Source organism: Gemmatimonadales bacterium (assembly GCA_036500345.1).
Taxonomy (GTDB): Bacteria; Gemmatimonadota; Gemmatimonadetes; order Gemmatimonadales; family GWC2-71-9; genus Palsa-1233.
Genome location: DASYCE010000002.1, coordinates 65,740 through 90,565 on the forward strand (window position 1 = coordinate 65,740; position 24,826 = coordinate 90,565).

At 67.8% G+C, this 24,826-nt stretch carries 33 protein-coding genes; 9 read left to right on the forward strand and 24 right to left on the reverse strand.

Annotation, left to right across the window (positions count from 1 at the left end):
* The first annotated feature begins 35 nt into the window (after nt 1-35).
* The 7 genes from VGM20_00750 (at nt 36) to VGM20_00780 (ending at nt 5,265) form a co-directional block, all read left to right on the forward strand.
* Complete coding sequence (locus VGM20_00750) at nt 36-1,385, forward strand: sigma-54 dependent transcriptional regulator (GenBank protein HEY4099384.1); 1,350 nt, start codon at nt 36-38, stop codon at nt 1,383-1,385.
* Complete coding sequence (locus tag VGM20_00755) at nt 1,385-1,573, forward strand: hypothetical protein (protein ID HEY4099385.1); 189 nt, start codon at nt 1,385-1,387, stop codon at nt 1,571-1,573. Before VGM20_00750 ends, VGM20_00755 begins: the two co-directional genes overlap by 1 nt.
* Complete coding sequence (locus VGM20_00760) at nt 1,570-2,352, forward strand: C40 family peptidase (protein ID HEY4099386.1); 783 nt, start codon at nt 1,570-1,572, stop codon at nt 2,350-2,352. The genes VGM20_00755 and VGM20_00760 overlap by 4 nt, the downstream gene beginning before the upstream one ends.
* Nucleotides 2,349-3,047, forward strand: a complete 699-nt coding sequence (locus VGM20_00765; GenBank protein ID HEY4099387.1) for an HAD family hydrolase — start codon at nt 2,349-2,351, stop codon at nt 3,045-3,047. The genes VGM20_00760 and VGM20_00765 overlap by 4 nt, the downstream gene beginning before the upstream one ends.
* Nucleotides 3,044-3,652 (forward strand): hypothetical protein, encoded by a 609-nt coding sequence (locus tag VGM20_00770; protein ID HEY4099388.1) that lies wholly within the window; start codon nt 3,044-3,046, stop codon nt 3,650-3,652. The genes VGM20_00765 and VGM20_00770 overlap by 4 nt, the downstream gene beginning before the upstream one ends.
* Nucleotides 3,643-4,023: a holo-ACP synthase gene (gene acpS / locus VGM20_00775; protein ID HEY4099389.1), complete on the forward strand. Its 381-nt coding sequence runs from the start codon at nt 3,643-3,645 to the stop codon at nt 4,021-4,023. The genes VGM20_00770 and acpS overlap by 10 nt, the downstream gene beginning before the upstream one ends.
* Before the next feature lie 150 nt (nt 4,024-4,173).
* Complete coding sequence (locus tag VGM20_00780) at nt 4,174-5,265, forward strand: FTR1 family protein (GenBank protein HEY4099390.1); 1,092 nt, start codon at nt 4,174-4,176, stop codon at nt 5,263-5,265.
* Between the two features lie 204 nt (nt 5,266-5,469).
* On the opposite strand, the gene VGM20_00785 is transcribed toward VGM20_00780, so the two are convergent.
* The 22 genes from VGM20_00785 to VGM20_00890 are packed head-to-tail and all read right to left on the reverse strand — an operon-like array spanning nt 5,470 to nt 21,287.
* On the reverse strand, nt 5,470-6,336 hold the full coding sequence (locus VGM20_00785; protein ID HEY4099391.1) for a prolipoprotein diacylglyceryl transferase family protein: 867 nt from the start codon (nt 6,334-6,336) through the stop codon (nt 5,470-5,472).
* Entirely contained in the window at nt 6,333-7,376 is a 1,044-nt protein-coding gene (gene tsaD / locus VGM20_00790; protein ID HEY4099392.1) for a tRNA (adenosine(37)-N6)-threonylcarbamoyltransferase complex transferase subunit TsaD, read from the reverse strand. Before tsaD ends, VGM20_00785 begins: the two co-directional genes overlap by 4 nt.
* On the reverse strand, nt 7,376-7,930 hold the full coding sequence (locus VGM20_00795) for a TlpA disulfide reductase family protein (protein HEY4099393.1): 555 nt from the start codon (nt 7,928-7,930) through the stop codon (nt 7,376-7,378). The genes tsaD and VGM20_00795 overlap by 1 nt, the downstream gene beginning before the upstream one ends.
* Before the next feature lies 1 nt (nt 7,931).
* Nucleotides 7,932-8,465, reverse strand: a complete 534-nt coding sequence (locus VGM20_00800) for a TlpA disulfide reductase family protein (protein HEY4099394.1) — start codon at nt 8,463-8,465, stop codon at nt 7,932-7,934.
* Between the two features lie 2 nt (nt 8,466-8,467).
* Nucleotides 8,468-9,133 (reverse strand): ribulose-phosphate 3-epimerase, encoded by a 666-nt coding sequence (gene rpe, locus VGM20_00805; GenBank protein HEY4099395.1) that lies wholly within the window; start codon nt 9,131-9,133, stop codon nt 8,468-8,470.
* Entirely contained in the window at nt 9,130-9,870 is a 741-nt protein-coding gene (locus VGM20_00810) for a PASTA domain-containing protein (protein HEY4099396.1), read from the reverse strand. Before VGM20_00810 ends, rpe begins: the two co-directional genes overlap by 4 nt.
* A complete protein-coding gene (locus tag VGM20_00815; protein HEY4099397.1) occupies nt 9,867-11,240 on the reverse strand; it encodes a transcription antitermination factor NusB in 1,374 nt (457 codons plus the stop codon). The genes VGM20_00810 and VGM20_00815 overlap by 4 nt, the downstream gene beginning before the upstream one ends.
* Nucleotides 11,168-11,929, reverse strand: a complete 762-nt coding sequence (locus VGM20_00820; protein HEY4099398.1) for a thiazole synthase — start codon at nt 11,927-11,929, stop codon at nt 11,168-11,170. Before VGM20_00820 ends, VGM20_00815 begins: the two co-directional genes overlap by 73 nt.
* A gap of 1 nt (nt 11,930) precedes the next feature.
* A complete protein-coding gene (gene thiS / locus VGM20_00825; GenBank protein ID HEY4099399.1) occupies nt 11,931-12,137 on the reverse strand; it encodes a sulfur carrier protein ThiS in 207 nt (68 codons plus the stop codon).
* Nucleotides 12,134-12,793, reverse strand: a complete 660-nt coding sequence (locus VGM20_00830; protein ID HEY4099400.1) for a thiamine phosphate synthase — start codon at nt 12,791-12,793, stop codon at nt 12,134-12,136. The genes thiS and VGM20_00830 overlap by 4 nt, the downstream gene beginning before the upstream one ends.
* Entirely contained in the window at nt 12,790-13,722 is a 933-nt protein-coding gene (fmt, locus tag VGM20_00835; protein HEY4099401.1) for a methionyl-tRNA formyltransferase, read from the reverse strand. Before fmt ends, VGM20_00830 begins: the two co-directional genes overlap by 4 nt.
* On the reverse strand, nt 13,722-14,258 hold the full coding sequence (def, locus tag VGM20_00840; GenBank protein HEY4099402.1) for a peptide deformylase: 537 nt from the start codon (nt 14,256-14,258) through the stop codon (nt 13,722-13,724). Before def ends, fmt begins: the two co-directional genes overlap by 1 nt.
* On the reverse strand, nt 14,258-14,545 hold the full coding sequence (yajC, locus tag VGM20_00845; GenBank protein ID HEY4099403.1) for a preprotein translocase subunit YajC: 288 nt from the start codon (nt 14,543-14,545) through the stop codon (nt 14,258-14,260). Before yajC ends, def begins: the two co-directional genes overlap by 1 nt.
* The gene (gene tgt / locus VGM20_00850; GenBank protein HEY4099404.1) at nt 14,545-15,678 is read right to left on the reverse strand and encodes a tRNA guanosine(34) transglycosylase Tgt; all 1,134 of its coding nucleotides are present in this window, start codon (nt 15,676-15,678) and stop codon (nt 14,545-14,547) included. The genes yajC and tgt overlap by 1 nt, the downstream gene beginning before the upstream one ends.
* Complete coding sequence (locus VGM20_00855) at nt 15,679-16,206, reverse strand: DinB family protein (protein HEY4099405.1); 528 nt, start codon at nt 16,204-16,206, stop codon at nt 15,679-15,681.
* On the reverse strand, nt 16,203-17,156 hold the full coding sequence (locus VGM20_00860) for a glycosyltransferase family A protein (protein HEY4099406.1): 954 nt from the start codon (nt 17,154-17,156) through the stop codon (nt 16,203-16,205). Before VGM20_00860 ends, VGM20_00855 begins: the two co-directional genes overlap by 4 nt.
* Complete coding sequence (gene queA / locus VGM20_00865) at nt 17,153-18,199, reverse strand: tRNA preQ1(34) S-adenosylmethionine ribosyltransferase-isomerase QueA (protein HEY4099407.1); 1,047 nt, start codon at nt 18,197-18,199, stop codon at nt 17,153-17,155. Before queA ends, VGM20_00860 begins: the two co-directional genes overlap by 4 nt.
* Complete coding sequence (ruvB, locus tag VGM20_00870) at nt 18,192-19,232, reverse strand: Holliday junction branch migration DNA helicase RuvB (protein ID HEY4099408.1); 1,041 nt, start codon at nt 19,230-19,232, stop codon at nt 18,192-18,194. The genes queA and ruvB overlap by 8 nt, the downstream gene beginning before the upstream one ends.
* Nucleotides 19,229-19,402 (reverse strand): hypothetical protein, encoded by a 174-nt coding sequence (locus tag VGM20_00875; GenBank protein HEY4099409.1) that lies wholly within the window; start codon nt 19,400-19,402, stop codon nt 19,229-19,231. The genes ruvB and VGM20_00875 overlap by 4 nt, the downstream gene beginning before the upstream one ends.
* Before the next feature lie 15 nt (nt 19,403-19,417).
* Entirely contained in the window at nt 19,418-20,008 is a 591-nt protein-coding gene (gene ruvA / locus VGM20_00880) for a Holliday junction branch migration protein RuvA (protein HEY4099410.1), read from the reverse strand.
* Complete coding sequence (ruvC, locus tag VGM20_00885) at nt 20,005-20,517, reverse strand: crossover junction endodeoxyribonuclease RuvC (protein HEY4099411.1); 513 nt, start codon at nt 20,515-20,517, stop codon at nt 20,005-20,007. The genes ruvA and ruvC overlap by 4 nt, the downstream gene beginning before the upstream one ends.
* Nucleotides 20,518-20,537: 20 nt before the next feature.
* Nucleotides 20,538-21,287 carry a YebC/PmpR family DNA-binding transcriptional regulator gene (locus tag VGM20_00890; protein ID HEY4099412.1) on the reverse strand — a complete coding sequence of 250 codons (750 nt, stop codon included), beginning with the start codon at nt 21,285-21,287 and terminating at the stop codon, nt 20,538-20,540.
* 106 nt (nt 21,288-21,393) lie between these two features.
* On the opposite strand from VGM20_00890, the gene VGM20_00895 reads away from it, so the two are divergent.
* Nucleotides 21,394-21,801 carry a hypothetical protein gene (locus VGM20_00895; protein HEY4099413.1) on the forward strand — a complete coding sequence of 136 codons (408 nt, stop codon included), beginning with the start codon at nt 21,394-21,396 and terminating at the stop codon, nt 21,799-21,801.
* Here VGM20_00895 and VGM20_00900 read toward each other — a convergent pair.
* Both VGM20_00900 and VGM20_00905 read right to left on the reverse strand, forming a co-directional pair.
* Nucleotides 21,795-22,172, reverse strand: a complete 378-nt coding sequence (locus VGM20_00900; GenBank protein ID HEY4099414.1) for a hypothetical protein — start codon at nt 22,170-22,172, stop codon at nt 21,795-21,797. The genes VGM20_00895 and VGM20_00900 overlap by 7 nt on opposite strands.
* Nucleotides 22,172-23,221, reverse strand: a complete 1,050-nt coding sequence (locus VGM20_00905) for a glycosyltransferase family 9 protein (protein HEY4099415.1) — start codon at nt 23,219-23,221, stop codon at nt 22,172-22,174. The genes VGM20_00900 and VGM20_00905 overlap by 1 nt, the downstream gene beginning before the upstream one ends.
* A gap of 35 nt (nt 23,222-23,256) precedes the next feature.
* On the opposite strand from VGM20_00905, the gene VGM20_00910 reads away from it, so the two are divergent.
* Nucleotides 23,257-24,822, forward strand: a complete 1,566-nt coding sequence (locus VGM20_00910) for a response regulator (GenBank protein HEY4099416.1) — start codon at nt 23,257-23,259, stop codon at nt 24,820-24,822.
* The last annotated feature ends 4 nt before the right edge of the window (nt 24,823-24,826 follow it).

Consider the following 24,826-nt stretch of genomic DNA (forward strand, 5'->3'; position numbering starts at 1 on the left):
CCCGATACCTCTAAAGGCAGGCGGCCCGGACCTCCATGACCGATTCGATCCTCCTCATCGACGACGACGTCTCCGTCCTCCGCGTGCTCGGCACCTTCTTCGAGCAACGCGGCTGGGACGTCTTCCGTGAGTTGAGTGGCGAGGCAGGCGTGGCGACATACGAACGGGCGCTCACCGACGTCGTGCTCGTCGACCTGAATCTCCCCGGGATGAACGGCCTCGACGTCCTCGACCACCTCCGCGGCCGTGAGACCGCGGTCATCGTGCTCACCGGCGACGGCGACATTCCGACCGCGGTGCACGCCATGCAGTCGGGTGCGGAATATTTCCTCACCAAGCCGGTGAATCTGTCCCATCTGCAGGCGGCGGCGGACCGTGCCATCGAGAAGGTCCGGCTTCGTCGCGTCAACCGGACGCTGATCGGTCAGAGTGCCACAGCCGACGGTCTTGACGCACTCGGGACGTCGGCGCTGATGCGCGAGGTGGCGCGCCAGGTCACGCTGCTCGCGCACGGCGACCGGAACTCCGTCCTGTTGATCGGCGAAGGGGGGACGGGAAAGCGGTGGCTGGCGCGCCTGCTCCACGACACGTCGCCGCGGTCCTCCGCGCCGTTCATCGAGGTCGCGTGCGGCACCGGTGACGCCGGCTGGCTCGAAGCGGAACTCTTTGGCCGAGACGGCGGCGTGGCCGGCGAAGGGATGGCGGAGCGGCGTCAGGGGCTGCTTGAAGTCGCCGACGGCGGGACGCTTTTCCTTGACGAAGTCGCCGATCTCCCGCTCGAACTGCAAGCCAAGCTTCTCGCCGTGCTCGAGACGCGTTCGGTGCGCCGGGCCGGCGGCGTGCGCGAGATCCCGGTCGACGTGCGGATCGTCGCGGCGGCGGCGCGTTCGGTGCCGGCGGCGATCGAGGCGGGACGATTCCGCGAGGACCTGTACGCCAGGCTCAACGTGATGCCGATCACCGTGCCGCCGCTTCGCGAACGAAGCCGCGACGATTTCCTCGCATTGATCCGGCGGTTCCTGAAGGAGCTCTCTCCCGCCACGCCGGGATCGCCGACGCGGCTGTCGGAGGACGCGCTCGATCGGCTCCTCAAGCATGCGTGGCCGGGGAACGTGCGCGAGCTGCACAACGTACTCGAACGGGCGCTCCTGCTGGCGCGTGGCAGCCAGCTGGTCGGCGCGGAACATCTGCCGCCGGAATTCCGGGCGCGGTTTTCGCCACTCGACCGCCGCCACACGCCGCTGACTCTCGAGGAGCTGGAGCGGATGCACATTGATCGCACGCTCAAGCACCACAGCGGCAACCGCACCCGGACGGCGCAGGAACTCGGCATTTCGCGCGCGACGCTGATCGCCAAGATCAAGCGCTACGCCATCCCCGGCTGATGCCCACCACCCACAAGCCGCCGCATCCCACCGAGCACGACGCGATGCTCTGTCGCGCCTGCGGGCGGCAGGAGCGAGCGTCCGAAGGGTATCCGTGCGAATCGTGCGGCACCTTCATCTGCCTCGTCTGCACCATTCGTGGTGTCACGCGATGCCGAGAGTGCCGCGCGGGCGAGACGACGCCGTGAGCGGTCTTCTCGTGACGGCGTCGGTGGCGCCGCTGCTCGCGACCCCGTCGCTTCGCAGTGAACAGGCCTCGCAGCTCGTGCTGGGCGAAGGGGCCGAGATCCTCGAAACGCGCGGCGACATGCTGCGCGTCCGCACGTTGCTTGACCGATATGAAGGGTGGATCGCCACCGGCTACGTCGCGCTCCTCCCGCTGGGCGAGGTCGAAACGTGGCTCGCCAGTGCGGGGTGGTCGGCTGGCGCGTTGCTCGGAACGACGAGCGGGCAGGCTGTCCGCGCGCCGCACCGCGCGCGTCTCGAACTTGGCGACGGGGTGGCCGTCCGTCTCCCCACCGGCGACGTCGCCGCCGTCCTGACCGGGAACGTGCTGCCGTACGATGCGCTGGTTCGCGATGCGCGCACCGAGTCGCCGGCGGCGTGGGCGTGGCGCGAGTTTGCCGGGACGCCATACCTCTGGGGCGGCATCACCGGGGCGGGAATCGACTGCTCCGGCCTGGTCCAGAACGCCTTCCTCGCGCGCGGGGTCACGCTGCCGCGCGATGCCCACCAGCAGGCGGCCCATGGTGAAGTCCTCGATCTCGCGGCGTCCGCTCCGGGCGATCTTCTCTTCTTCCGCGGCCGGGACAGCGAACGGGTGAGTCACGTCGGCATCATCGGCGACGACGGCGACATGGTGCACAGTACCGTCGACACGGGCGGCGTGGTGCGCGAGTCGCTGGCCGCGGGGTCGCGCGCGCACGCGCTCATGCCGCGGCTGGTTGCGGTCCGCCGCATCGCGTGATTCGCCGCCTCGTCCTCTTCGATATTGACGGCACGCTGCTCACCAGCGCGCATGCCGGCCGCCGCGCGCTCCGGTCCGCGTTCGCGGCCGAATACCAGGACCTGGCGTTCTTTGACGCTGTGCGGTTCGACGGGAAGACCGATCCGCAAATCCTGGTCGAGCTCCATCACGCCGCCGGCGCCCCCGATCGTGCCACACACACGGCGATCACGGCGACGCTCGACCGATATGTCATCCATCTCGAGCGGGAAGTGGCCGAGCGCGCCAACCTGGTTCAACCGTGCCCCGGAATTCCCGAACTGCTCGATGCCCTGGAGGCGCGCGACGACGTGATGATCGGACTTCTCACGGGGAATATCGTTCCCGGAGCCAAGCTCAAGCTCGGCGCCGCCGGCATCGATTTCGACCGGTTTGTCGTCGGCGCGTTCGGGTCGGACAGCGCGCACCGGCCCGATCTTCCGGCGATCGCCGCTGAGCGGGCGCGCAGTCAGTTCGGCCACATTCCGAATGGCGAGGAAGTCGTCATCGTCGGCGACACCCCGGCCGATGTTACCTGCGGACTCGGAATCGGGGCCCGATCGGTGGCGGTGGCCACCGGTTCGTACTCGGTCGAGGAGCTCCGCACCGCCGGCGCGACCGCGGCGTTCGCGACACTGGCCGACACCGCAGCCGTCGTCGCCTCGATCATCGCATGACCACTCCGATTGCCGCCGAACTTGGTCGCGTCGCGCTGCCCGCGCAACGAACGCCGTTCGATGATGTCCGGCTCGCACTGCTCGACACGATCGTTGCGGCGAAGGACGAGGCAAACGGCGGCGCCGGCGTCTGGCTCGAGGCCTTCGCCGCTGCCGCACGGTCACTCCGGCTGCGGGTGGTCGCCGACGCCGATGCGGCGCTGCGCGCGGCGGCCCGACATTCACACTATCCATCGCGCCGGCTCAGGGGGCTCCTGCCCGACCAGGAAGCTGCCGACACGCTGCTCAATCGCCTGGTCGCGCAGGGGATCGAACTCGAGCATCTCGAGTCGGCGAGCGGCGACCCCGCGATGCGGCGCGCACGCGCTGCGGCGCTTGAAGTGGCGTGGGAAGGCGCGGTGACGCTGGCCGTGCGGGAAGCAGCGCGGTGGCGAGTCGTGGCGGCGCAGGTCGCGGCGTGGAAGCGCCCGATCGTGCCGGCGTGGACGGTGGCCGCGATCGTCATCGCGGCGGCGTTTGTCGTCTCCGGATGGCTCGGCGGCGAACTCGCATCGCCCAGCTGGTTTCATCCCATCAACGCTTTGTGGTGGAATCTGTGGCCGTAATCGCGATCGGGCTCGATGTGGTGGAGATGCCGCGTGCGCGCGAACTCTATCAACGTCATCGCGACAGGATCCTCCATCGCACGCTCACCGGGGAGGAACTGGAATACATCCGATCACTCGGCGACCCGGTGCCGGCGTTTGCCGCGCGCCTCGCCGCCAAGGAAGCGGTGTACAAGGCGCTGCAGTCGTTACCCGGCGCGCGCGCGGTCGGCTGGCGCGAGATCGGCGTGCGCCGGCTTCCTGATGGCCGGCCAGAAGCGGTGCTCTACGGCCGCGCCGCCGAGCTCCTGGCGCCGCACCGCGTCACGATCCATCTCTCCCTCACCCACAGCCGCGATGTTGCGGCGGCGGTCGCCATTCTCGAAGGGTGACTGGCCGCGCCGATCGAGGGGTTCGACTCTGCTCCGCGGCCCATCCCCTGCATCACGAGTTCGACTGGTAAATCATCCGGTGCGGGCCTAGTTTCTTCCATGAATCGGAAAATCATTTGAGAATCGTTCTCATCTATCCGGCGAGCGGCCGTGACCGAGCCGACGCCTGATCCGGTTCACCTCCCGTTTCCCGTCCCGGACAAACCGGGGATGACTGTCTCCGAGCCGAAGCGCCGCGAGGGGCGAGTCCGCAGCGGCGTCCGGGCTCCGCGAGTCCCTCCGACTGCGGTGCGCCGGTCATCGCTTCCGGCGATCGCGATCGTCGGTGCATTCCTGATCCTGGCGCTCCTGATCTGGCAGGGGATCACCTCGCACGGTGCGCCCGATCCGAGCGAGGTCCATCTCTCTCATGGCGCGGTGCTTCTCGACACCGGCATCCTCGTGTTCCGCGAAGGGCTCGAGGCGATTCTCGTCCTCGCAGCGCTGACCGCGAGCCTGGTCCGCACCGAAGAAGGGTACTGGCGACCGATCGCCATCGGATCGGCGCTGTCACTGATGGCGACAATCGTGACCTGGTTCATCGTCGTCGCGATTCTTTCGGGGATCAGCGCCCCGGCACTCGACATCCAGGCCGCCACCGGTCTCCTCGCCGTCGTTGTCCTCCTCGTGATCATGAACTGGTTCTTCCACAAGCTGTACTGGACCGGCTGGATCGCGATGCACAACCGGCGCAAGCGCGCCCTCACCGAGGCGCCCGGCAAGGCCCGCGACGCGGTCTTCCGCGGACTACTGCTGGTGGGCTTCACGTCGGTGTACCGTGAGGGTTTCGAGGTGGTGCTCTTCCTGCAGAACCTCCGCCTTCGCGCCGGATCGACGGTGGTGCTCGAAGGGGCGGCGATCGGCGTGGGGCTGACGGCACTCGTCGCCCTCATCGTATTCGTGATGCACTATCGCCTGCCGTACAAGCGGATGCTGATCCTCACCGGCACGATGCTTGGTGCCGTCCTCATCGTCATGGTGGGCGAAAGCGTTCAGGAGATGCAGCAGGCGGGGTGGATCTCTTCGACGACCTGGCCCGGCGCGATGCCGGCATGGCTCAACACCTGGTTTGCCATCTATCCGACGATCCAAAGCCTTGCTGCGCAGGGAATTGCCGCCATCCTGGTCCTCGGATCGTACTACTTCGCCAGGAATTCCAGCGCGCGATGGGGGCGGAGATCGCCGGCGGCGGCCGAGGGGTGACGTGAAGCCGATCGGCTGTCGAGGGCGACAGAAATGAAACGGCCCGCCGACTGGCGGGCCGTTTCGTTAGGGGTCCCAGGACGCCCCCTGAGTATACGGAGTCGAACGGATGTGTTCGCTCCACCCTTCTTCGTCCTGGGACTTTCTCTGCTGGCGCCGTTGTGCGCGCCGACCCGTCAATGGTACGAGTTGAGTCAAAAGCTGTCAAGTGGGTTTTGGCGCACGCGCCGCTGGCTCCGGCGCGCCGTGAAGCAGCCATTCTCCCGGAGCAGTCCGGGGCCGCTTCGAAAGCTGCGTTGCTACCACGATTCCGACGATCACCACCGCGACCGAGGCGTACTGCGCCAGGGAGAATCCGTTGGGCTGGCGGTCGTCCTTGGCGCGGAGAAATTCGATGGCGAATCGTTCGATCCCCGCGAGTACCAGATAGGCACCGAACAGCCATCCGGTGCCGCGTGATTCCGTGCGCCAGCGCCAGAGGATGGCGAACACGATCGTCATCAGAAAGACCTCGTACAGCTGCGTCGGATGCACGGCGAGTATGGTGTTCGGCGCAATGCTCGCCGGAATCGCGACGTGGAATGCGCGGAGATTTTCCGCGGTCGTGGGCGGCGCTCCCTCGGGGAATGCCACCGCCCACGGGAGGGTCGACGGAATGCCGTAGTCGTCTCCGACGACGAAGCATCCGATACGGCCGATCGCGTACGCCGCGGCCAGCGCCGGCGCAACCAGCTGCGCCGTCCACCGCATCGGCACGCGCCGCCGCCATCCATTGAGCACCACGCCCAGGGCGCCGCCGATGAACCCGCCATACCAGACGAGTCCGCTCCGTTCGAAGAGGTCCTGCACGCCGTGTCCGGGGAGTGCGACGAACCACAACTTCGCGCCGACGATACCGCCGACCACCGCGCCGACGATGATGTCGCCGACATAGTCGGGCGCAAAACCGTTGCGACGTGTTTCGTGATCGATAACCCACCCGCCCACGGCAAAGGCGAGCGCCATCATGATCCCGAAGCCGGTGATCGTCAGCGGGCCCAGGTGAATGACAAGCGGATACGCAATGATCACGCGCCGACTCCACTGATGGAAATGAGGCCCGGCAACGGCAACGCGTCGCGAGCGTCGAGGTCGAGCCCGCTGGTTTCGCCGCGGGCCAATCGCCAGCTTCCTGCTGCAGCGATCATCGCCGCGTTGTCGGTGTTGAGCCGCGGCGACGCCACGGCGACCGTTGCCCGGCCATCGGCCGCGGTGCGCATCGCGGTTGCGAGCGTCCGGTTGCACGCCACCCCGCCGCCGAGCACGATCATCCGCCGATCGAAGGCGTCTCGCGCCGTCACGGTCTTGGCCACCAGCACGTCGATCGCTGCATCCTGGAATCCGCGAGCAATATCGGCCCGGTCGCGTCCAATGTCATCCGACTGCTGCACCGCGCGCAGGACCGCCGTCTTGAGGCCGCTGAACGAAAACTCGTACGACGACGCGTCGTGGCGTCCACCGAGGAGCGGCCTCGGAAAGGAGAACCTGGCGCGATCACCGGTCGCGGCAAGACGTTCGATCGCCGCCCCGGCCGGATAATCGAGGCCGAGGAGCGATCCGACCTTGTCGAACGCCTCGCCCGCCGCGTCATCACGGGTTTCGCCGAGCAGGTGATACTCTCCCCACGCCGGCACGTCGAGGAGCAGGGTATGGCCGCCGCTTACGAGGAGTGCGGTGAACGGCGGGCGAACATCATCCCGCTCGAGCGTTGGCGCAAAGAGATGCCCTTCGAGGTGGTGCACGCCGATGATCGGCAGCGTCTCGCGCCACGCAAGCGTACGCGCCCAGGTGACACCCACCAGCAATGCGCCGAGGAGACCGGGCCCGCGGGTCACCGCAATCCCCTGGATGTCGCCGAGACCGATTCCCGCCTGGCCGAGCGCGTCATCGACCACCGCATCGATGACGGTGAGGTGGGCGCGGGACGCCAGTTCGGGGACGACGCCGCCGAAGATCCGATGAACGTCCTGCGACAGTACACTCAAGCCGCGAAGCACCACGTGATCCCCGTCGCGCGAAACCACCGCGGCCGACGTCTCATCGCACGAAGTTTCGATGCCGAGGACGAGCATCAATCGGCTCGACCGAGGACGCGTTCGATCCGGGCCCGATTCGCGGGTGAATCCCACGTCTCGTCGCCGAGGGAGAAGTCGCGAATCCGCCCGCTGCGATCGAGGACAAACGTCTCAGGGGTTCCGATCGTCTGGTACGCTTCCTCGATCCCGTCGGATCGATCGTGGAGGATGTCGAACGTCAGTCCCAAGGCGCGGGTGTAGTGGAGGACGGTACCGCTGTCGGCGCGGTCGATGCTCACCGCTGCGATCTTCAATCCGCGGTCGCGGTAGAGTTGGTAGAGGCGCTCGAGCGACGGCATCTCGCGCTGGCACGGCACGCACCAGGTCGCCCAGATATTCACCAGCGTCACGTGCCCGGCGTAAGCGGAACGGATGCCGACGCTGTCGTCGTGGGTCAGGTCCAGGACGCGGTAGTTGGGGGCGCGGTCGCCAAGGGCGCTCCCTTCGGTCGGCGGGAGATATCGCACCAGCGCCCACGCGCCGATACCGAGCGCGGCCGAGATGGCGGCAACGCCGAGCCAGGCACGGAAGCGATCGGGGGCGCGCGTCATCTCAGCTCGCCGGAGCGTTCAGCAATTCCTCGACGATCCGGTGGTTCTCCGGCGAATTCCACGGCGCCGCCTGCTGCGCGATCCGGACGATATGGCCGGTCTTGTCCACCAGGAAACTCTCCGGCACGCCGGTGGTCTGATAGAGCTCTCCGACACGATTCTCGCGGTCATGCAGCACATCGAACGAGATGTGGAACTCGCCGGCGAAATCGCGGACGCCCTGATCAGGGCCCGGGTCGACGCTCACCGCGGCGATTCGGAAGCCGCGATCGTGCAGGTCACGATACAGCGAATCCATCGCCGGAATTTCCTGCTTGCACGGCACGCAGTCGGTGCGCCAGATGTTCACCAGCGTCACATGACCCTGATACACGTCGCGCAGCGAGACCTTCTGGTTGGTCGCCAGGTCGACCGCATTGAAATCAGGTGCCTTCGCCCCGACACCGATCCGCGGCGGCGCCTGCTCGATGAGGTAGAGCGCTCCTGCACCGAGGAGTGCCACCGCGCCCAGAACCACGACCCACTGCCGCTGCATCGTCACACCTTGGTGAGGCAGGCGCGTTTGAGCGCGCGAATCGCCTCTGAAGGATCAGGTTGCCCGAACACCGCCGTTCCCACCACAAAGGTATCCGCCCCCGCCGCGTGCGCCTCGGCGATGGTATGGACGGTAATCCCCCCGTCAACTTCCAGCGATCCGTTGATCTCCCATTCGTTCATCAACATGCGCACCCGGGCGATCTTCGCCGTCGCCGACGGCAGGTACGATTGCCCGCCGAACCCGGGGTTGACGGTCATGACGAGGACGAGATCGAGGTCGCGAGCCACTTCGAGCAGGACGCCGCCTGGCGTCCCCGGATTGAGCGCCAGGCCGGCGCGCATCCCGCGCTCCCGCACGGCGGCGAGGTGTCGCTGCACGTGAACCGTCGCTTCGGGATGGAAGGTGAACCCGGACGCACCGGAGTCGGCGTACTCGGCGATGTACTGCTCCGGCCGCTCCACCATCAGGTGCACGTCGATCGGCAGGTCGGTCGCCTGCCGGACGGCGCGAATGATCGGTCCGCCGAATGAGAGATTGGGCACGAAGTGTCCGTCCATCACATCGATATGAATCCACTCGGCGCCGCCCGCTTCGGCCTCTGCAACCTGTTCACGGAGGCGGCCCAGATCGGCGTTCAGGAGACTCGGCGCAATGCGTACGGTCATGGGATCGTTCCGCTGATGGTGAGATCGACGCCACTTGCCCTGGTGACCAGGTCGCCCGGGGCGGGACGCTGGGCGAGAATCGTCCCCGCCTTCCCCTCGAATTGTTGCGACAGGACGCCGACGCGCAACCCCGCGGCGAGGATCCGATCGCGCGCCTCGACCACCGTCAGCCCCACGACATCCGGGACGAGGACTGACGGCGGGCCGCTGCTGATGTGGACTTGCACCGAGTCGCCGCTCCTCGCATTCGCACCAGCAGTCGGTACCGTATTGACGACAGTCCCCGCTGCGGCGTCGAGCTGGACCGTGTCGACGGTCCCGATCCGGAGCCCGGATGCGACGAGGACATCGCGCGCCAATCCGAAGTCGAGATCGGTGACATCGGGCACCGAGACTGCGGGCGGCCCGCTGCTCACGCCGAGCTTCACGACCGCGCCGATCGGCAACTTCGTCTCTGCCGCCGGCGACTGCCAGGCAACCAGTCCAGCGCGAAGGAATCCGTCGGGCGCCGTATCACTGAGGCGGCCGCGCAGACCGAGCCGTGCCAGTCGCGCCAGGCTCGAATCGGTGGGGACGCCGCGCAGCGAGGGGACGACCACCGCTTTGGGAAGGATCGGTGCAGGGAAGACCGCACACGTGACGAGATAGCCGGCGGCGGCTGCCGCGATGATGGCGCCGATCCATCGCAGCCAGGTGCTGCGCCGCGGTGCCGAGCGGCGTCGGCCCGCCGCTGTCACGCGACGCGAACCAGGCGGGCGGCGTAGGCACCGTCGATCTCATCGCGTTGCGGCAACGTCTGCAGGTCACCTGCGGGTGTCACCACGTCGCGCGGAAAGACCGCTGGAGGTTGCCGCTCGAAATCGCGCCGTCGAGCCAGGAATGCCGAGATCTGCATCTCATTTTCTTCCGGCTCGAGCGAACATGTCGCGTAACATAGCACGCCGCCTGGGGCGATCCGCTCGGCGGCGGCGTCGAGCAACGCGGCCTGCGCGAGGACCAGCGACTGGAGCGCCGTTTCGGTGACGCGGCCTCGGGCGTCGGGGTGTCGGGCGAACGTCCCGGTGCCGAGACACGGTGCGTCGAGGAGGTAGGCGCGGACCGGGCGGATCGGCGGCCGTGCCGCGTCGGCTACGACGATCGAGCTCGCGCCTTGCCCGGCGCGGGTGAGATTCTCCCGCAGGCGGTCGATCCGGCGGCGCGACAGGTCGGCAGCAATCACCGTGGTCGATCGCCCCGTCATCCCCACCGCCTTTCCGCCGGGTGCAGCGCATGCGTCGTAGATCGTGGCAGTCGACGGAAATGACGCGAACCGGACCACCAGGGCTTGGGCCGGATCCTGGACGTAGAACTCGCCGGTAGTGTAGCCGGGAAGCCGCTCGGGATGGCTCGCCTTGACGACCACGCCCGCACCGTATGGTGCCGGCGTGTTGGCGATATCGTGTTCGTCGAGCAGTCCTTCGAGATCGAGCACGTCGCCGCGCGTTGGCTGGAGCACCAGTGATGGCCGCGCATTGTTCCAGGCGAGAAGTGCCGCCGTGCCGGCGCTGCCGAAGCGGCCGAGCCAGCGCTGGACCAGCCATGCGGGATGCGACCAGGTCCGCGCCAGATGCTCCACTTCGCTCAATGCATCGTGCGTCGCGGCACCGGCTGGAAGCTCGGCAACGCGGCGGAGGACAGCGTTGGTGAATCCGCTGACTCGTTCACCGACGCGCTCGCGGGCCAATGCCACGCTGGTCGCGACAGCGGCGTGCGCAGGGACGCGATCGAGAATGCGCAGCTGGTACGCTCCGAGCCGGAGCACATCGAGGAGTGCCGCGCTGAGCGATCCGAGCCCGCGAGGGACGAAGTGCGCCAGCACGCCGTCGAGCGCCTGCGCGTGCCGCAGCACACCCGCGGCGAGTTCGTGCGTCAGCCGGCGGTCGGCATCGGGGAGCGGGAGGAGCGCGCGGTCGAGGGCGACATCGAGGGGGACGCCCCGGCGCACCGCTGAAAGGACCCCCAGCGCCGCACGTCGCGGCGCGAGCCCGGTGTCGTTCAGTCGAGCATCCCGCGTTCGGGGCTCGACGGCACGGCGACCTCGCGCCGGGGCATCCGGCCCGCGAGGTATGCGGCGCGCCCCGCTTCGACGGCGAGGCGCATCGCCTTTGCCATCCCGACGGGATCCTGCGCCTCGGCGATCGCAGTGTTCATCAGGATGCCGTCGACGCCTTGCTCCATCACCAGGCAGGCATCGGACGCGGTGCCGACGCCGGCGTCGACGATCACCGGAACGCGGAGCCGCGACTTGATCGTCCGGATGAAATACGGATTGAGGAGCCCGAGTCCGGAGCCGATCGGCGACGCCAGCGGCATGACGGCGACCGCTCCCGCCGCTTCGAGCCGCAGCGCGGTCACGAGGTCGTCGTTGGTGTATGCCATCACCTTGAACCCTTCGGCGGCGAGGACGCTGGTCGCTTCGAGGAGCCCGCTCACATCCGGGAGGAGCGTTTCCTTGTCGCCGATGACCTCGAGTTTCACGAAGTCGTTGAATCCCGCCTCGCGCGCAAGACGAGCGTAGCGGATCGCCTCGTCGGCGGAGTAGCAGCCGGCGGTGTTCGCCAGCAGGAAATGGTGCTCGCCGAGGTGATGGAGGATGCCGCCTTCGTCGGCGCGGTCGAGATTGACGCGCCGTACCGCGACGGTCACCACGCTGGCGCCGGACGCCGCAATCGCGCGGACCATCTCGTCGTTGCCGCGATACTTCCCGGTCCCGACCAGCAACCGCGACTCGAACCGCTGTCCCGCAATCTCGAGCATCTCAGCCGCCCCCGACAAAATGAACGATCTCGACCACGTCGCCGTCGGCCACGGGTGACGACGCGATCGCGGTGCGGCGGATGATCTTGCGATTCAGCTCGACCACGACTGCCCGGGGGTCGAGTTGGAGTTCGGCGAGCAATTCCTCTACCGTCGCCGAATGGGTGACAGTTCGCGCTTCACCGTTGATGGTCAATGCCAGCGTCATGATCCGATCCATGGTTGCAACAATCCGATGGCGACCTGGTACGGTTTGTCGGCGTCCCAGATGGCACTGATGGCAGCGAGGCCCCATCCTCCCGCGGCCTGCACCAGCTTCGCTCGTTCCGGCGTCACGCCGCCGACGGCGAACGTTGGTGCACCAAGGGAAACTATCCGGTCGAGGAAAGGAGTTCCCATCGCCGGGCGGCCGGGGTGCGTCGGCGTCTCCCAGATCGGTCCCGCGATCAGTGCATCGGCGCCGTCGTCGATCGCGCGCGCTCCCTCCGCTTCGGAATGCACCGATCGCAGGATCAGCATCGCATCCGGGGACTCGGCGCGGCCCTGGCGTCCTGCTGCCTCCCGCGACACTGCCCGGACGGTGGCGACGTCGAGGTCGTTGGCGCGCAGAATCACACCGTGCGCTCCCGTGGCGAGGGCGACGTCGATCCGTCCGGTGATGAGCACCGCAGCCATCGGCGGCCCGGCATTGGCCACGAAGCGCGCGGCAAGGCTCGCCAGTTGATCGGTGGTACCAGCGGGACGGCGCGCCACCAATCCGACGGCGGGCCCTGCCGCTGCGATTGCGGCGCTTCGAACCCCCAGATCATCGAGCGCCGCGACCCGGTCGTCACTCAGCGCGAGGAGATGAGGGAGCGGTCTCACTCGAATCGCGACGACGGCGGAAGCTCGATGCCGCGCAACCACTCGCGTGCCGGCATCCGCTTGCGGCCTGCCGGCTGGACCTGGTCGATCTGCAGCGCACCGGCAGTGGTCCGTACGACGAGGTTGCCGTCGATCGATTCGATCATGCCGGGTCCGTCAACCGAGGTGTTGCCGCTCGGCACCATCTTCGGTCCGAAGAGCTTGATGTCGACGCCGCGATGCACCGCCCACGCTCCGGGGTGCGGATCCATCGCGCGGATGCGGCACGACACCAGGCGCGCGGTTTCATCCCACCGGATGCGCGCCAGCGCACGATCGACCTTCGATGCATGCGTGGCACCGGCGGGGTCCTGCGGTCGCGGCGCCACGCCGGCGGCGATGTCGGGCAGCGCGTCGAGGAGCGCCTCGGCGCCCAGCGAAGAGAGTCGGTCGGTCAGTGTTGCGGCGGTGTCGTTGTCATCGATCGGCGTGGCGCGCTGCAGCCAGACGGCGCCGGTATCGAGTCCCGCCTCGATCCGCATCACGCCGACGCCGGTTTCGGCATCGCCCGTGAGCATCGCCCACTGGATCGGCGCCGCGCCGCGCCACCGTGGCAGCAGCGAGGCGTGGATGTTCACCAGGCCAAGCGGCGGGGCGGCGAGGAGTTCGGGCGGAAGGAGATGACCGTACGCGACGACAACGCCGAGCTCGGCGTCTGCCGAGCGGAATTGCTGCAGGAAGAGATCACCGCGCGGTCGTTCCGGTTGCCAGACGGGAAGGCCGGCGCGTTCGGCGAAGATCTTGACCGGCGGCGGAGTGAGCGTGGAATGGGAGCGACCGCTGGCGCGATCAGGTTGCGTCACCACGGCGGCGACTTCAATCCCCGCATCAAGGAGAGCGGCGAGTGACGGGACAGCGAATTGCGGCGTGCCGAAGAAGACCACGCGCATCACTCGTCCTCTTTCGGCTCCTCGGGAACAGGCGTGCGAGTGAGCGGATCGTTGCGATGCTCCTTCTTCCAGCGCGAGACGAGGAGCTGTCGCTTGAGTGGCGAGAGATGGTCGATGAAGAGCACTCCGTCGAGATGGTCGAGCTCGTGCTGCACCGCGCGGGCGACGAGCCCCGACGCTTCGAGCCGGAACGGTTCACCCGACTCGTTGAGCGCTTCGAGGACGATCTTCTCCGGACGCGTGACCTCGGCAAAGGCGTCCGGGATCGACAGACACCCTTCCTCCTTGCTTTCGCGTCCTTCCGCCTCGGCGATGCGCGGATTGATCATCGCGAACGTCTGTCCGTCGGCGTTGATCACGGCAACCCGGCGCGTGATGCCGATCTGATTTGCGGCGAGGCCGACGCCGCTCGCCGCGGCCATCGTGTCGAACATGTCGTCGACGAGCTGGCGGAGCTCGTCGTCCACCTCGGCGATCTCTTCGGCGCGATGGCGGAGCACCGGCGAGCCGAGGATGTGAATATCCCGAATCGCCATCAGAGGCCGGACCCCGTATTCGCCGTCTGGTCGCCGACGCGCACGATGCGGTTCCGGTCGACGACCAGCGTCGCGCTGCCGCTCTCGACAGTGATCAGCGATTCCCTGACGTCGCGCACCTTCCCGATGATCCCGCCGGCGGTCATGATCTCGTCGCCCTTCTTGAGCGCCGCGAGCATCGCGGCCGCCTGTTTCCGCGCCTTTGCCTGCGGGCGGATGAAGAGGAAATACATCACGCCGATGATCGCGGCGATCTGCACGAGCATCACGGTGAATCCCTGCGACATCAGCGGGCGCCTTTCGCGAAGTAGCGCTGGCGCCATGCGGCGGACCAGCGATCGAACGTCCGGTCGACGATCCGGTCGCGCGCCTGTTCGGCGAGCCGGATCAGGAACCGGATGTTGTGAATCGACACCATTCGCGGCCCGAGATGTTCCTCGGCCATGAAGAGATGCCGGAGATACGCGCGGGAGAACCGGACACAGCATTCACAATCGCACTCGCGGTCGAGCGGCGATTCGTCGAGCCGGTAGGTGGCACCCCGCACATTGACGCGTCCGTCGGTGGTCCAGGCGCTGCCGTGGCGGCCGTTGCGCGTCGCCGCGACGCAGTCGAACAGGTCGACGCCGCGCGCGATGCCGTCGAGCAGATCCTCGGGAAAACCGACGCCCATAAGATAACGCGGACGGTCGCGCGGCAGACCCGGTTCGAGTCGCTCGAGCACGGCGTGCATCGCCGGTTTGGGCTCGCCCACCGAGAGTCCGCCGATCGCCACACCGGTCCAGTCGCCCAGGGCGAGAATCCCCTCCAGCGATTCGCGGCGAAGGGATTCATGCGTCCCGCCCTGCACGATTGGCCAGAGCGTCTGCCGATCGCTGGCCGCGGCGGCGAGTTCACCATGCTTCTCGCGACACCGTCCCAGCCATCGCAACGTCCGCTCCATCGCGTCGCGCGAGGTCTCGATCGTCGACGCTCCGGGCGCCAGATGATCGAACGCCATCGCAACATCGGCGCCGAGCGCCCACTGGATCTCCATCGCGCGCTCCGGCGTGAGCCGGCGGACCGATCCGTCGACATGCGAGACGAAGTCGACACCGTCCTCGTCGAGTCTGCGCAGTGCCGTGAGCGAGAAGACCTGGAAGCCGCCGGAATCGGTCAGGATCGGCCGGGTCCACGACGTGAAGCGATGCAATCCGCCGAGGGTCTCGACCGTGTGCTCACCCGGACGCAGGTGCAGATGGTAGGTGTTGCCGAGGAGGATCTGCGCGCCGGCGCGCTCGACTTCTTCGGGATGCAGCCCGCGAACCGCGCCCCGCGTCCCGACCGGCATGAAGCACGGGGTGCGCACCGTACCATGCGGAAGGGTGAGCGTGCCGGCGCGGGCGGTCCCGTCAACGCCGTCGAGCGTGAACTCGAACACTCAGCCGAGCACGCGGAGGATCCGCTCGATCTGTCGCCGGTGCCGGAGATCATGTCCCGCCGCGAGGCGCCGCAGCGTGTCGAGCGATTCCGGTCCCCGTTCGCTGTGGATCCCTGTACGAGTGAGGTCGGCCGGATTCGACCCGCGGCGCCACACTCGGAGGTTCCACTGCCGCAGCGCGGTGAACGTCTGCAGCGCCTGCGACGGATCGTCCGAGGCGTAGTCGAAGCGCTCGAGCCACGCGCCCTGATCAAAACCGTGGATTGGCGGCTGCTCGGCGGTCAGGATCATTCTCGCCCGCCAGCCATAGGCGATCTCGGTGTCGGCGAGGTGCGCCACCACCTGCACCAGCGACCACTTCCCGGGCGCTTCCGGCTGCCGCAGCTGCGCGAGCGAGCGCCCCTCAAGTCGCGCGGCGACCCATGCCGGCGTCTCCGCCATGATCGCGATGGGGTCCCGGTCGCCGAGCAGCGCGAGTGTTTCACCGACGTATCCGGTGGCGGGAGGTGGTGTCGACGGTGTGGTCATGAAGCACTCTGGGAGGAGATGGGGTCGATCGGCGGTTGCAGCATCGCCATGCCGCCGCGAAGGAGGCGCGGTACGGCCAGACGGAGATAGCGGAAGAAGCCGCGCAGCTCCTTCCACGTCGTGATCATCGACTGGCGGCGCAGCTCCCACACCGTCCACGCGTAGAAGGTGTGGAAGCGATGGGGTCCGAAGGTGATCCGCTTGGCGTACCACCCGCCGCGCGCGATCGCGTAGTCGTCCCTGATCCGGTCGAGCGAAGGTGATCCCGGCTTGCGACCGTGGGCGTGGTACGTCACCGCGTCTGGCGTGAAGATCCCGATCCATCCCGCAGCCCACAGGCGCCAGTGCACGTCGATGTCTTCGCCGGATCGGAGCGGCGACCCGGGACCCAGGAGTGGATCGAAGCCGCCGATCTGTACCATCGCCGCGCGCCGCAGCGCCATGCCGGTGCCGGGGAGGTCGTCACCCGAATTCCAGACACCCGGTCTGCACACAACGCGGACTGTCGAGTCGTTGATGGTGAACCGCGCATCGGTGGGATCGTGAAGCAGCAACCGCCCGCCCACATATCCCACCAGAGGATCCGCGAATTCCACCGCGATACGCTGCAACCAGTCGCGTGCGGGATAGCAGTCGTCGTCGACGATCCCGACGAGGTCGCTGGTCGACATCCGCAGCGCCCGATTGCGCGCATTGGCGGTGCCGGTTTGCGGCTCGAATGCGTACCTGACCGGAACGGCGGCGGTTGCCGCCCAGCCCTGCACCACCGCTGCCGTGTCGTCGGTGCTGCCGTTGTCAACGACGAGGATCTCGAAATCCGGATAGTCGAGCTGACTCAGCGCATTGAGACAGACGACCAGCGCCCGGGCCCGATTGCGGGTCGGCACCGCCACCGTGACCGACGGCGGACGACTCGCACCGGCGGCGCTCGGCGCTGGAGTCTCGCTCACGCGGCGCTCCGCGTGAGGCACATCGCGTCGCCGTAACTGTAGAAGCGATAACCCGCATCAATGGCGTGCCGGTATGCGGTCATGATCAGATCGTGGCCCGCGAATGCCGCGACCAGCATCAGCAGCGTCGATCGCGGCAGGTGAAAGTTGGTGATCAACGCGTCGACGACGCGAAAGCGGTAACCCGGTGCGATCATCAGCCGGGTCTCGCCGCTCAGCGGCGCCACCGTCCCGTGGTCATCGGCTGCGCTTTCGAGCGCTCGCACGACGGTAGTGCCGACGGCCCATACCCGCGCCTTCCGCGCTCGAGCCGATTCCACTGCCTCCGCCGTCGCCGGCGGAATGGTGAATCGCTCCGCGTGCATCGGGTGTTCGGCGACGTCGCCATCGTCCATCGGACGGAATGTTCCGGGACCGACTTCGAGGTCGAGAGCCACGACGTTCACGCCGCGCTCGCGCAGTGTCGCGAGCAGCGCCGGCGTGAAATGCAATCCCGCTGTCGGTGCCGCCACGCTGCCGTCGCGTTCGGCGTACACGGTCTGGTAGCGATTGAGATCGTCGCCGGTCGGTTCGCGCGAGATGTAGGGCGGCAGCGGGATCCGGCCGAACCGTGCGATCGCCTCTTCCGCGGTGGCACCGAGAAAGCGCACGCGGCGGGTTCCGTCGTCGAGCACTTCGATCGTCTCGATGGCAACTCCGCCGCCGAGCACCAGCTGCTTGCCGGGACGCATGGCGCGGCCGGGGTTTCCCATTGCGATCCAGGTATCATCGGTCGCGGGATGGATGAGAAGTACTTCGGCGGGCTGCCCCGACTTCCGGGTCGCGTGCAGCCGCGCGTGCCGCACCCGGGTGGAATTGACGACCACCAGGTCGCCCGGCGGAATCATTGTGGCCAGGTCTGTGAAGGTCCCGTCGCGCAGCGCGCCATCCGGCGACACCACCAGCAGCCGCGATTGATCGCGAGCGGCGAGCGGAGTCTGGGCGATCAGCTGTTCGGGAAGCGGGTAGTCGAAGTCTGCCGCCGTCCAGCGTCGTTCACTCATCGAGCAGCGATGGCTGGCTGTCGGCGCGAGGAGACGGCGTGAGGCCGAGGCGGCGATACGCGTGACGAGTGGCGACTCGACCGCGGGCGGTACGTTCGAGAAAGCCCTGCTGCATCAGGAACGGCTCGTAGACCTCTTCGAGCGTCGCGGCGTCTTCGCCCACCGAGGCGGCAATCGTGCCCAATCCCACCGGGCCGCCGTCGAACTTCTCGATGATCGTCCCGAGGATCCTGGTGTCCATGTCGTCGAGACCGAACTCGTCGACGTTGAGCCGTGCCAGCGCCGCGGTGGCCACGTCCCCCGACACCCTGCCATCGGCGCGAACCTCGGCGTAGTCCCGCACGCGACGCAGCAGCCGGTTCGCCACGCGTGGCGTGCCGCGCGACCGCTGGGCAATCGCCGCGGCACCGGCCGGGTCGATCGGCACGTTGAGCACGCCGGCCGACCGCTGCACGATCGCCATCAGGTCTTCCGGGGGATAGAACGACAGCCGCTCGACCATGCCGAACCGGGCGCGCATCGGCGGCGTGAGGAGGCCGAATCGCGTCGTCGCACCGATCAAGGTGAAGCGCTCGATGTTCATCGGCAGTGTCTGCCCGTGCGGCCCATCGCTGAGACGCACGTCGACGTGAAAATCCTCCATCGCGGGGTAGAGAAACTCCTCAAGCTGCGGGCGGAGTCGATGGATCTCGTCGATGAAGAGGATGTCGCCGGGGCCGAGCGCGGTGAGCAAGCCGACGAGATCGCCGGGTCGCTCGAGCACAGGTCCCGACGTGGTGCGGCACTGCACGCCCATCTCGCGCGCCATCAGCATTGCGAGCGTCGTCTTGCCAAGTCCCGGCGGGCCGAAGAAGAGCACGTGGTCGAGCGCCTCGCCGCGATGCCGCGCCGCATCGATGGCGATCTGCAACGACGTGCGGACCTGCTCCTGCCCGATGAACTCGTCGAGTCGCGACGGACGCAACACCGCTTCGCTGCTCGACTCGTCGGGAAGCGCTGCCGGTGTGGTGATCTCCACATTCCGAGTGGTCACATCGCCTCGGCGCGCCAGCGCACCGGCCGCTCATCCTTGAAGACCCGGTGCTTGAGACCGCAATGCATGCACGTGTCGGTACTGCTGCGATCGCGCTCGGTCACCAGCTTGCGATTGGTGACGTTGCAGCGAGTGCAATTCCATTCAGCGGTCACTGCGCGTCCGGTCACATGCGGCATGTCGGTTCAGGTCCTTGCGAGTTCGGAAAGTGCCCGGCGCACCAGCGCTGCGGTATCCTGCGGTCCATCGCGATCGAGAATGCCGCGAATCGCGATCTCCGCCGCGGCGGCGGGAAAACCCAGCGCCACGAGTGCGCGCACTGCGTCGGCAGAGGGCATCGGCGTCGCCGGTGTCCCGGCGCTCACTGGAAGATCGTCAAGGCGGTCGCCCAATTCGAGGGTGATCCGCTCGGCCTTCTTCCGGCCGATCCCCGAGACGCTCGACAGGGCGGCGAGATCCTTGTCACGCACCGCGCGCACCGTGCGATCGGGTCCGAGCGCCGACAGGATCGCCAGCGCGAGCCGCGGCCCCACGCCCGACGCCCCCATCAATCGAGCGAAGACCGCGCGCTCCATCGGCGCGTCGAAGCCGTACAGCGCCCACGAGTCCTCACGCACCACCAGCTCGGTGTGCAGCTGTACCGTGCTGCCGACCGGCGGCAGCCGCTCGAACACGCCGAGCGGGACTTCGACCTGATAGCCGATGCCGGCGGCAGTGTCGATGACCACCCCCGACGGATCGCGCACGGTCAGGACGCCGCGAATCGACGAAATCATCGCCGCACTCCCGGCCCCGCCAGGCGTGCCCTGGGTTGCAGCCGCAACAGATGGGTGAGCGCGATGGCGACACCGTCGGCGGCGTCGGCAGGTGTCGGCGCCGCCGCGAGCCGGAGGAGCCGCATCACCATCGCACCCACCTGCGGCTTGGTGGCGGCACCGGTCCCCGTGACCGCGCGCTTGACCTCCGCCGGCGAGATCTCGGCGACCGGCAGGTGCGCACGCTCGGCGGCGAGGAGCACCACCCCTCGCGCGTGCCCGAGGACGAGCGCGCTGCGCGCATTGCGGCCATGGAAGAGGCCCTCGACGGCGATCGCGTCGGGGCGATGGCGTTCGACCAGCTCGGCGACGCCGTCAAAGATCACCGCCAATCGTGCCGGGAGCGGTTCATGGGCGCGGGTGCGGACCACGCCGCACTCGACCAGCGAGACTCCGCCCGCCGCGACGCTCGATCGAACCGCCACCACGCCATATCCGAGGATCGCCGTGCCAGGGTCGATCCCGAGCACGGTCAGCGATCCATTCGAGGTCAGGTGCCGGCCTCTTCGAGTTCGACGGCGTCGACATCGAGGTTGGTGAAGACCTTCGACACGTCGTCGAGATCTTCCAGCGCTTCGATCAGCTCCAGCAGGTTGTTGGCATCCGCCGAGGCAATCTTGATCAGGTTCTTCGGCGCCATCACGATGTCGGATGACTCCGGCCGGTATCCGCGCGCCTTGAGGGCATCGATCACGGCGTGGAAGGTGTTCGGCTCCGTGGTCACGAGGTACGCGTCTCCGTCGACTGCGAAATCACTCGCACCTGATTCAAGAGCATCGTCCATCGCCTTCTCCTCTGCCGCGCCGGCCGTCGGGATGGCGATCTGCCCTTTCCGTTCGAACATCCACGCCACCGAATTGGTGGCGCCGAGATTCCCATGGTTCCGCGAAAAGGCATGGCGAATCTCCGCCACCGTCCGATTGGGATTGTCCGTCGATCCTTCGATCAGTATCGCGGTCCCCCCGGGGCCGTACCCCTCGTAGGTGACTTCTTCATACGATGCCCCCTCGAGCTCGCCGGTCCCCTTCTTGATCGCCCGGTCGATGTTGTCGTTGGGCATGTTGGCGGCCTTGGCATCATCGATCGCCTTGCGGAGCCGGGCGTTGCCGTTCGGGTCGCCGCCGCCGGCCTTCGCAGCCACGGTGATTTCGCGGATCAGCTTGGTCCACGCCGAGGCCCGGCGGGAGTCGGTGACCGCCTTTTTCCGCTTGATCTGCTTCCATTTGCTGTGACCAGCCACAGAGCTCTCCTTGGGACCACGAATCGTAGTTAGTCGGGTCGTCTCCGCCCAGAGGATCGCGGCGGCGCCTCTGGGCGCCGACCCGCACCCAGACTACGATTCGTGGATGCGCATCAGACCAGTGCTGTACGTTCTTCTCGCCGGCGGAGTGGTGGCAGCGTGCCACAAGGGACCGCCCAAGGCCCCACCGCTTTCGAGCGTCCTCCCATACGTCCCGCTCCCGCCGCAAGCGCAGCCGCTTGCCAGTCAGAGCGGTGCCGATGCGACCCAGATCGTCGCCGTCTCGCCGATCGGTCCGGACTCCGTTGCGGCATACTATCGCGACGTGCTCTCGAAAGACCCGTTCCGGCTCATCAACGAACGTACCGTGCAGCACACCACGGTGTTCTACGCCGAGCAGAATGGGCCGTCGATCTGGATCACCGTCCAGCCGAACGGCACCGATGGGTCACAGGTCACCATCGCCGGCGCAAAGGATACCACCAAGGTCGCCGACAGCGTTCGCGCTCACTGACGCTGTTCGTGCACCAGCCGTGACGCCAGGGCGACCGCTTCGGCGGCGTCCGGTCCGAGTGCATCGCGTGCCGGTGCCACCAGCTGTGCCAACGCAATGCGCGCCCCCGCGGCGGTCCCTTCCTCGAGGTGGCTCACCGCGGTCGTGAGTCCGCGGGAGAGCGGACGCGGGATCGCGAGCGTCGCGATCCGTTGCGCCAGTAGCGTGACGCGCCGGCGATCGCTCTTCTCCGGGCTCTCCCCATTCACGCCGAGATCGAGCGCGATCCGCACGGTCAGCCAGAGCGCCAGCGCGCCTTCGCGTTGCGGTCCCCGTTCAAATTGCCGCTGCAGCGCGACCAGCGTGAGGAGCGGCGCCGACCAGTCATCCATCACGCGTCCGCGGCGGGCAGGTCGCGCGGGGGGACGCTGGCGCGACTACCACCGAACGCGAGGGCTTCGACCACCATCTCGCTGGTGAGCTGCTGCAGGCAATGATGGTGGCCGAGCGGGCACACCGTTCCTCCTTGGGAGGAGCACGGCCGGCACGCGAGGTCGAGCTGCACAGCACGCGCTGCCGCATGGTACGGAAAGAAACCGAATTCCTCCACGGTGGGGCCGTACAGTCCGACGACAGGCGTGCCGACCGCTGTCGCGAGGTGGAGTAACCCTGTGTCGCCGGCGACCAGCTCGGCTGAGCGAGCGATCAATGCCGCGCTGCCGTCGAGCGAGAATTCCCCCGCGGCGCTTGCCGCCCGGCCATTTGCCGCGGCGACGATCGCCGTGGCAATGTCGCGATCGCGCGGGCCGCCGAGGACGACGATGTCGCGCCGCGCTCCGATGCGGTGCGCCAGGGAGAGCCAGTGGCGAGCCGGCCATCGCTTGGTGAAATGTGCGGCACCCGGCGCGAGCGCAATCAGGTCGCGGTCGACGCCGAGCCGGTGCCGGGTGAGGAATGCGTCTGCGGCGCCGCGCGCGTCGTCGCTGATAAAGAACTCGGCGGGGCCGCCGTCGGGAGTCACCTCGAGCGAGGTTGCCGCGGCGAAGTACCGTTCGGCGACCGGGCCGAGGTTTCCGCCGCGCCGGCGATGCGTGGCGACCAGCATCGATCGGCGCAGGCGATGCTTCGGATATCCGCTCCAGCGTCCTCCCACCAGCAGCCGGAGCGCCCGCGATCGCAGCGACCCGTGCAGGTCGAGGCGGTGGGTCCACGGCTCTCGGGCGAGTTCACCGGCCAGCGCACGAAGCGACGATTCGCGGTTCCATGCGATCAAACGGTCGATCCGCGGGTTGTTGCGCAGCGTGTCGGCCATGTCCTCGCGCACCACGAAGGTGATCCGTCCGTCGGGGTGACGGGCGCGGATGGCGCGAAGCAGCGGCGTGGTCAGCAGCAGGTCGCCGATCGACGAGAACCGGACGATCAGGATGTTCGGCGGCGGCATCGCCCAAACGTACGTCGGTGACTTAGCTTTTCGGGATGGCCCGCCCGCGCAGCATCCTCTGGGTCGACGACGAGATCGAGACCCTCGACTCTCAGGTGCTCTTCCTCCAGCAGCAGGGATTTTCGGTGGAACGGGCGGCGAACGGCGAGGACGCCCTCGCCCTGCTCCGACGCCAGCCGTACGGAGTCGTCCTCCTCGACGAACAGATGCCGGGGACCCGCGGCCTCGAACTTGTCCCGCAACTCCGCGAAATCGACGCATCGATGCCCGTGGTGATGATCACCAAGTCGGAAGGGCAGGACACCCTTCGTGACGCGATCGGTGCCGAGACCGCCGACTATCTCACCAAGCCGGTCTCGCCGCGGCAGGTCCTCTCGGTCGTCACGCGGCTCCTCGAAGGCGACCGCATCCGCCAGCAGCGGCTGTCGCGGGACTTTGTCGGGCGTTTCCGCGAACTCGAAGGGCGCCGCGGGCAGCATCTCGCCTGGCGCGAATGGGTCGAGCTGGTCGCCGAACTGGCGGAGTGGGAAGTGAAGCTTGGCCAGGCCGACGAGCCGGGTTTGCAGGAGGCGCTCCGCACCCTGCAGTCGTCGATGCGGCTCGACTTCGCCACCTTCATCGCGGCGTCGTACCCGCACTGGCTCGCCGAGCGCGGCGCCGACCGGCCGCCGCTGTCGGTCGATGTCGTCTCGGAGTTCCTCCGCCCGACGCTCGAGGCGCACGGCCGGGTGATGCTCGTGGTGGTCGATTGCCTCCGGCTCGATCAATGGGCCGTGATCCGCCCGCTCGTCGAGCGGATCTTCGACGTCGAAGTCGACCACTACTTCTCGATTCTCCCGACCGCGACGCCCTACAGCCGGAACGCGATCTTCTCCGGGCTCTACCCCCGGGAGCTGGTGGCGCGCCACCCGGACTGGTGGAATGACAGCGAGGAATCGTCGCTCAACGCGCACGAGCAGGCGCTGCTCACCGAGCAGATGCGCGAACTCACCGGCCGCGACGTGACGGTGCGGTACGAGAAGATGTTTTCGGCGGCCGACGGCGAAGCGATGCTGCGCCGCCTCCCGGCGCATCTCTCGCATCCGGGGGTGACGGCGCTGGTCTTCAACTTCATCGATCAACTGACGCACGGCCGCACCGAAAACGACGCGCTCTTCGAAGTCGCGCGCGACACGCCGGCGCTGCGGGCGCTCACCCGGACCTGGTTCGAACGCTCGGCACTCCTCGATGCGCTCAAGGAAGCAGAGCGCCGGAAGGTTCCGGTGATCCTCACCACCGATCACGGGTCGATTCATTGCCACACGCCGGCGACGATCTACGCCCGGCGTGACGCCACCGCCAATCTCCGCTTCAAGTTCGGCGAAGATCTTCGGGTCGACGAAGCGGGAGCGGCAATCGTCGTCGACGACCTGCGTGCCTGGGGGCTCGCGCCGCGAACTCCGACGACGCGGCTCCTTCTTGCAACGGACGACCGGTTCTTTGTCTATCCCACCAAGCTGCGGGAGTACCAGGCGCGCTACCGGGGCGCATTCCTGCACGGTGGTGTCGCGCCGGAAGAGGTCGTGCTGCCGATTGCGCTGCTGACGCCGAGGCGCGGCTGAGCGA

What these genes read in the sequence shown, in the direction of transcription:
- VGM20_00750 (HEY4099384.1), top strand. Translation starts at nt 36, where the DNA reads ATGACCGATTCGATCCTCCTCATCGACGACGACGTCTCCGTCCTCCGC.
- VGM20_00755 (HEY4099385.1), top strand. Translation starts at nt 1,385, where the DNA reads ATGCCCACCACCCACAAGCCGCCGCATCCCACCGAGCACGACGCGATG.
- VGM20_00770 (HEY4099388.1), top strand. Translation starts at nt 3,044, where the DNA reads ATGACCACTCCGATTGCCGCCGAACTTGGTCGCGTCGCGCTGCCCGCG.
- tsaD (HEY4099392.1), bottom strand. Translation starts at nt 7,376, where the DNA reads ATGCTCGTCCTCGGCATCGAAACTTCGTGCGATGAGACGTCGGCCGCG.
- VGM20_00795 (HEY4099393.1), bottom strand. Translation starts at nt 7,930, where the DNA reads ATGACGCGCGCCCCCGATCGCTTCCGTGCCTGGCTCGGCGTTGCCGCC.
- VGM20_00800 (HEY4099394.1), bottom strand. Translation starts at nt 8,465, where the DNA reads ATGCAGCGGCAGTGGGTCGTGGTTCTGGGCGCGGTGGCACTCCTCGGT.
- rpe (HEY4099395.1), bottom strand. Translation starts at nt 9,133, where the DNA reads ATGACCGTACGCATTGCGCCGAGTCTCCTGAACGCCGATCTGGGCCGC.
- VGM20_00820 (HEY4099398.1), bottom strand. Translation starts at nt 11,929, where the DNA reads ATGCTCGAGATTGCGGGACAGCGGTTCGAGTCGCGGTTGCTGGTCGGG.
- thiS (HEY4099399.1), bottom strand. Translation starts at nt 12,137, where the DNA reads ATGACGCTGGCATTGACCATCAACGGTGAAGCGCGAACTGTCACCCAT.
- fmt (HEY4099401.1), bottom strand. Translation starts at nt 13,722, where the DNA reads ATGCGCGTGGTCTTCTTCGGCACGCCGCAATTCGCTGTCCCGTCACTC.
- def (HEY4099402.1), bottom strand. Translation starts at nt 14,258, where the DNA reads ATGGCGATTCGGGATATTCACATCCTCGGCTCGCCGGTGCTCCGCCAT.
- yajC (HEY4099403.1), bottom strand. Translation starts at nt 14,545, where the DNA reads ATGTCGCAGGGATTCACCGTGATGCTCGTGCAGATCGCCGCGATCATC.
- VGM20_00855 (HEY4099405.1), bottom strand. Translation starts at nt 16,206, where the DNA reads ATGACCACACCGTCGACACCACCTCCCGCCACCGGATACGTCGGTGAA.
- queA (HEY4099407.1), bottom strand. Translation starts at nt 18,199, where the DNA reads ATGAGTGAACGACGCTGGACGGCGGCAGACTTCGACTACCCGCTTCCC.
- ruvA (HEY4099410.1), bottom strand. Translation starts at nt 20,008, where the DNA reads ATGATTTCGTCGATTCGCGGCGTCCTGACCGTGCGCGATCCGTCGGGG.
- VGM20_00895 (HEY4099413.1), top strand. Translation starts at nt 21,394, where the DNA reads ATGCGCATCAGACCAGTGCTGTACGTTCTTCTCGCCGGCGGAGTGGTG.
- VGM20_00900 (HEY4099414.1), bottom strand. Translation starts at nt 22,172, where the DNA reads ATGGATGACTGGTCGGCGCCGCTCCTCACGCTGGTCGCGCTGCAGCGG.
- VGM20_00905 (HEY4099415.1), bottom strand. Translation starts at nt 23,221, where the DNA reads ATGCCGCCGCCGAACATCCTGATCGTCCGGTTCTCGTCGATCGGCGAC.
- VGM20_00910 (HEY4099416.1), top strand. Translation starts at nt 23,257, where the DNA reads ATGGCCCGCCCGCGCAGCATCCTCTGGGTCGACGACGAGATCGAGACC.